This is a genomic window from Stenotrophomonas sp. HMWF023 (assembly GCF_003060985.1).
GTDB lineage: Bacteria > Pseudomonadota > Gammaproteobacteria > Xanthomonadales > Xanthomonadaceae > Stenotrophomonas > Stenotrophomonas lactitubi.
In genome coordinates, this window is record NZ_QAIJ01000001.1 from 1 (window position 1) to 5,004 (window position 5,004).

At 64.6% G+C, this 5,004-nt stretch carries 4 protein-coding genes; all 4 read right to left on the reverse strand.

Features of this window, described 5'->3' with window-relative positions; translation table 11 throughout:
• Positions 1-19: 19 nt before the first annotated feature.
• Positions 20-1,474 carry a SulP family inorganic anion transporter gene (locus DBR20_RS00005; RefSeq protein ID WP_108264737.1) on the reverse strand — a complete coding sequence of 485 codons (1,455 nt, stop codon included), beginning with the start codon at positions 1,472-1,474 and terminating at the stop codon, positions 20-22.
• Between the two features lie 228 nt (positions 1,475-1,702).
• Positions 1,703-2,380, reverse strand: a complete 678-nt coding sequence (locus DBR20_RS00010; RefSeq protein ID WP_108264738.1) for a hypothetical protein — start codon at positions 2,378-2,380, stop codon at positions 1,703-1,705.
• A gap of 1 nt (position 2,381) precedes the next feature.
• Positions 2,382-2,660: a hypothetical protein gene (locus tag DBR20_RS00015; RefSeq protein WP_108264739.1), complete on the reverse strand. Its 279-nt coding sequence runs from the start codon at positions 2,658-2,660 to the stop codon at positions 2,382-2,384.
• On the reverse strand, positions 2,660-5,004 hold a 2,345-nt coding region (locus DBR20_RS00020), incomplete at its 5' end, for a DUF1983 domain-containing protein (protein WP_108264740.1). The genes DBR20_RS00015 and DBR20_RS00020, both read right to left, overlap by 1 nt.

Below are 5,004 nucleotides of genomic sequence, written 5' to 3' on the forward strand. Positions count from 1 at the left end.
GTTTGGACCGGGCGCGCGGTCAATGTGCGCCGCCGCGCCCTCCCACCCGTTCGATCAGCGTCTGGCTGGCGGTGTTGAGGCCGACAACGCTGACCTCGGCACCGTGCGCGGCAAGCTTTTCCTGCGCGCGTTGCAGCGCGGCGACGGCAGTCAGATCCCACAGATGGGCCTCGCACAGGTCGATCTGCACCTTCGGCGACACATGCTGGTAATCGAAGGCCGCACCCAGCTGTCCGGCCGAGGCGAAGAACACCTGGCCGCGCACACGGTAGACCTGCATGTCCGCAAGGTCTTCGCGCTGCACGTCGAGCATGCGCCCCACCTTGCGGGCGAAGAACAGGGCAGACAACAGCACGCCGCTGAGCACGCCCTTGGCCAGGTCGTGGGTGGCCACGGTGACCACCACGGTCAGCAGCATCACCGCCGACGAACTGCGCGGATGCGTGCGCAGGTCGCGCAGCGAGCGCCAGCTGAAGGTACCGATGCTGACCATGATCATCACCGCCACCAACGCCGCCATCGGAATCTGCTGCACCAGATCGCTGCCGTACACCACCAGCACCAGCAGCAGTACACCGGCCACCAGGCAGGACAGCCGGCCTCGACCGCCGGAGGTCACGTTGATGACCGACTGGCCGATCATCGCGCAGCCGGCCATGCCACCGAGGAAACCGGTGACCGTGTTGGCAAGGCCCTGGCCGACGCATTCGCGATTGCGCTCGCTGGGCGTCTCGGTGATGTCCTCGACGATCTGCAGGGTCATCATCGATTCGAGCAGCCCGACCACCGCCAGCGTCGCCGACACCGGCAGCAGGATGCGCAGGGTGTCCCACGTCATCGGCACGTCGGGGATGAAGAAGTGCGGCAGGCTGTCGGGCAGCCGGCCCATGTCGCCGACACTGCGTACGTCGATGCCGAACCCCATCACCACCGCTGTCAACACGGCGATGGCCACCAGCGGCGAAGGCACAGCGCGGGTAACGCGCGGCAGCAGGTAGATGATCGCCAGCGCGGCGGCGCACAGGACGTAGACGATGGGGCCGCGGCCGATCAGTTCCGGCATCTGCGCCAGGAAGATCAGTATGGCCAGTGCGTTGACGAAGCCGGTGATGACCGAGCGCGAAACGAAGCGCATCAACGAACCGAGTTTGAACACGCCGGCCACTACCTGCAGCAGGCCGGCCAGGATGCTGGCGGCGAACAGGTACTGCAGGCCGTGATCACGAACGAGGTCGACCATCACCAGTGCCATCGCACCGGTGGCAGCGGAAATCATGCCCGGCCGGCCACCGGCGATGGCGGTGATCACGGCGATGGAGAACGCGGCATACAGGCCGACCTTGGGGTCGACGCCAGCGATCAACGAGAACGCGATGGCTTCGGGAATCAGCGCCAGGGCGACAACGGCACCGGACAGCAGATCACCACGGAGGTTGCCGAGCCATTGCTGGCGCAGGGGATAGGACGTTTGCATGGAAAAGCTCCGCGCACGCGCGGGCGAGGCCACGTGGCGCTGCAGTGGAAAGACACGGGTTCCTGAGCCGGATGGGCCGGCTGCCGAAGGGCGGCAAGGTTCAGGGTGGCGTGATCACTGCAGTGCGTCGTCGGGGAGCGTGGGAGGGGCGCAGTCTACGGGAAGGGGCCGGGCGGCTCAAATGGCCAGCCAGGCCCCGTTCGCTCCCTATGTTGCGCGCCCGCTGCGTTAGTAGCCGGTCACGTCAAGCACCGCGAGGGCTGCATTGTTCGCGGTATAGGTGAACCCGGTGGGCAGAGGCAGGCCGTAGTTGGGTCCGTAGGTGCGACGAGCCTTGGACGTCATCCCGAAGGTGATGCTGCCACCGTTCACAGCCCCTCCGGAAACACTCACGTCCTCGTATTGCAGGTACTCCTGTGGATCGCCCCATCGCCGGAACGTATTCACCGAATCGAACGCGGAGACCAGAGGCATCACTGCCCACGCCCGACCAGGATCGAACTGTGCACTGCCCTGCCAGCCGGGGCGCGTCGATGCCGAGCGCAGGCCAGCCACCCGCGCGGCCTTCCTGCCCGCGTCGAACATCAGCCGGCCAGCACTGTCACGGATGATCAGGCCAAAACTGCTCGGCGGCTCCTGTGGCGGCGCGTAGACATACCACTGCACCACCGCACCGGGTGGACCCAGCAGATACAACCCGGTTGGATAGCCATCGATTTCATTGAAGTACTGGCTACCCACCACTGCGGTCGAGCGCACGGCCACGGAACCCGCATGGTTGCCGATGTAGCGACTGCCTTCACTGTCCAGCGTAGCGGTGCCTTGAGCGAGCATCGCCAGAGTCGGGAAGGCATCGTCGATCAGCACCGTGCCCCAGTCATTGAGGATCTTGATTCCTGCGGTCATGTCAGCGCGCCCATATTTCGACAGTGCCGGGATAGCGGTCTTTGAGGGGAACATTGACGTGGCGCCAGCTGATGGTGCCGGAGGCCATGTCGATGGTGAAGTCCGGGGCATACCAGCCGCGAGCGACCGCCGTTAGATCGGTATCCTCCGGTTGCCGTGAGAAGGCGGCGCTGCTGTCCACCGTGCTGTACTGCACGCGTGCAAGCACGCGGAACAACCGTCCCTGCGGGTCGTAACCCAGGCTGCCGTCGGCATTGAATACTTGAATTCCTGCAGGCATCACCACACCCCCATTTGTACGCGCAGCGTTCCGGCTGCATCAAACACCTGGATCACGTTGTTGACGATGGTCAGATAGCCCCCGTTGTCGGGGCCGGTCATGGTCATCGCGCCGCTCTTGTCCAACCGCCAACGCGGCAAGCCCTTGGCGCCCACCGCGTTGGACTGGATGAAGTCACCGATCATCGCGTTCTGGATCCTGCCGTTGCCGATCAACGCCTGACTGATGAAGGTCTGCCCGTTCTCGACTACGAAGGGCGTGGTGATCTGCCCGTTCCTCTCATTGATCAGCGCGAAGCGATCCGCCTGCATCAGGATCTGGCTCTGGTAGCTGCCATCAGGCTGCTGCTCCACGCCCAGGCCCATACCGGCCATGTAGATCTGCCCGGCGCTGGTGATCTGTGCCTTGACCGTATAGGTCGCACTGACCTTCCCATCCAGGTTGACCACGGCCTGCGAGACCTGCTGGACCGCGGCACTGACACCCTCGATCTTGCCGGGAACACCATCGATGGATGCCTCGACCGTATCCACCCGCTTGGCCAGTGCCGCGTCCTTCTCCGCCATTACGCTGTAGACGGTGATGGCGCCGGCAGTAACGTCGTTCTCACCGACGTTGTAGTCCTCCTCGCCCGCGCTGTGGTCGCTGACCTGGGCGAACAATCCGTCGACCTTCTGACCCTGCGCGGCCACCTTGCCATCGACCTCGGTGACGTCCATCTCAAGCTGGTCGACACGACCAACAACGGCGCCAGCGTCAGCGATGGCATCACCCACATCCTTCCAGTGGGTACCGGGAGGCGTTTCGTTGCCTGCTGCGCCTCCCTGCCAGCTCCAGATCCGGCCGCCATGGATGACGGTCTGGCCCGGACTGTACGAAGCAGCCGCGTCCCATACCAGCGGCAGTACCTCGGTGACGCGCTCGATCTTGTGCTGCAGCTGCTGACCCAAGGCACTTTCGTTGATGCGGCCAGCGAAGTAGCTGTCGTAGTCGTCTGGGTTGCTGCTCGATTCGCCGAGCACCCCGACATCCAGTGGATACCAGGGTCCGATGTTGCCGCTGCGGTCCACCAGGCGCCCCCAGAACCAGAAACGCACGCCTGCGGCCAGACCGTTCATCTGGTGCTGCGCCTGCGGATAGGCGAAGTCACCTAGCTTGATCGCGCTCTCACGGTTGGGACCGGTGCTGTACCAGAGCTCGGTACGCTCGGTATCGGTTGCGCCTTGGGGGAAGCCCCAGGACAGTGCGATGCCGAAGGGGCGACTGGTGCTGGTCAACGACGAGAGCGACGGCGGTGGCGTGGTCTTGCCCTCAATCGTCGTCAGTGCGCTGACCATCGGCTGCGACACCGCACCCAGCGCATTGACCGCACGCACCCGGGCCAGGTACTGGCCGGCATACACGCCGCGCACTTCCAGGCTCTGCGTACCCACGCGACCGGCCCGTACCCAGTTGAGATCGCCACGACGCCATTCCACGTCATAGGCGATCGCCTTGTCTGCCGCATCCCACTCGATGGTAAGCATCGACGTGGCAATACCCTGATCGACCACGACATGCGAGGCCATCCGCACGTTGTTCGGCGGCGGCTGCACACTGGGTGGCACGATGCTGATCGGCAGTTGCTCCAGGCGCGTACCATCGTCGATGGCGGCATACTTGCCCGGCACATGCTTGAGCGCGGTGATCTGGTAGGTCAGCTCTTCGCCTTCACTGATCGACAGCACCCGGTACTGCTGCAGTGCCAGCTCCGGCGACTCCAATGCCCAGACCGACTGCGCGACCGGCACTGCCGACCACGGTGCAGTGACCATGACCGTATCGCCGTCAACCGACTGCACCGTGCGCGCTTCGGAATGGCCGTTGGGCAGCGTGGCGCGCAGGATGTCACCTGCTTCAATCTTCTCTGGCAGCTGGTCCAGCACCAAGGTACGGGCACCCGCGCTGCGGATACGCCCTGCGTTGCGGCGACCGGCGCGGTTCGGGTCGGCCACTTGGATCACGTCACCCGGCATGCAGCCCAGTGCATCAAGCCCTACGGAGAAGCTGATCGTCTCGGTTTCCAGCATCTCGGTATGCAGGATATGGTTGCCCACCCGCTGCGCCTGCGAGCGCGAATGGCAACCCACCGCCGTTACTTCAGTCTGGTTGATGCCATAGCGGGCAACACCAGGCAGGTGCTGCACCACTTCAACCTTCTGCCGACCGAAGTCATCCGGATCGATCCAGGACACCAGAGCGACGGTATGCCGCGCCGTACGGCTGCTGCCCGCATAGTGGAAGCGGCCCTCGATGACGTTGGCCTGGCTGTAGGTCAGCAACGGGTCCTTGGGCATATCGGCCG

Excerpts from the sequence above, each read along its gene's own strand:
- DBR20_RS00005 (WP_108264737.1), bottom strand. The coding sequence starts at position 1,474 with ATGCAAACGTCCTATCCCCTGCGCCAGCAATGGCTCGGCAACCTCCGT.
- DBR20_RS00010 (WP_108264738.1), bottom strand. The coding sequence starts at position 2,380 with ATGACCGCAGGAATCAAGATCCTCAATGACTGGGGCACGGTGCTGATC.
- DBR20_RS00015 (WP_108264739.1), bottom strand. The coding sequence starts at position 2,660 with ATGCCTGCAGGAATTCAAGTATTCAATGCCGACGGCAGCCTGGGTTAC.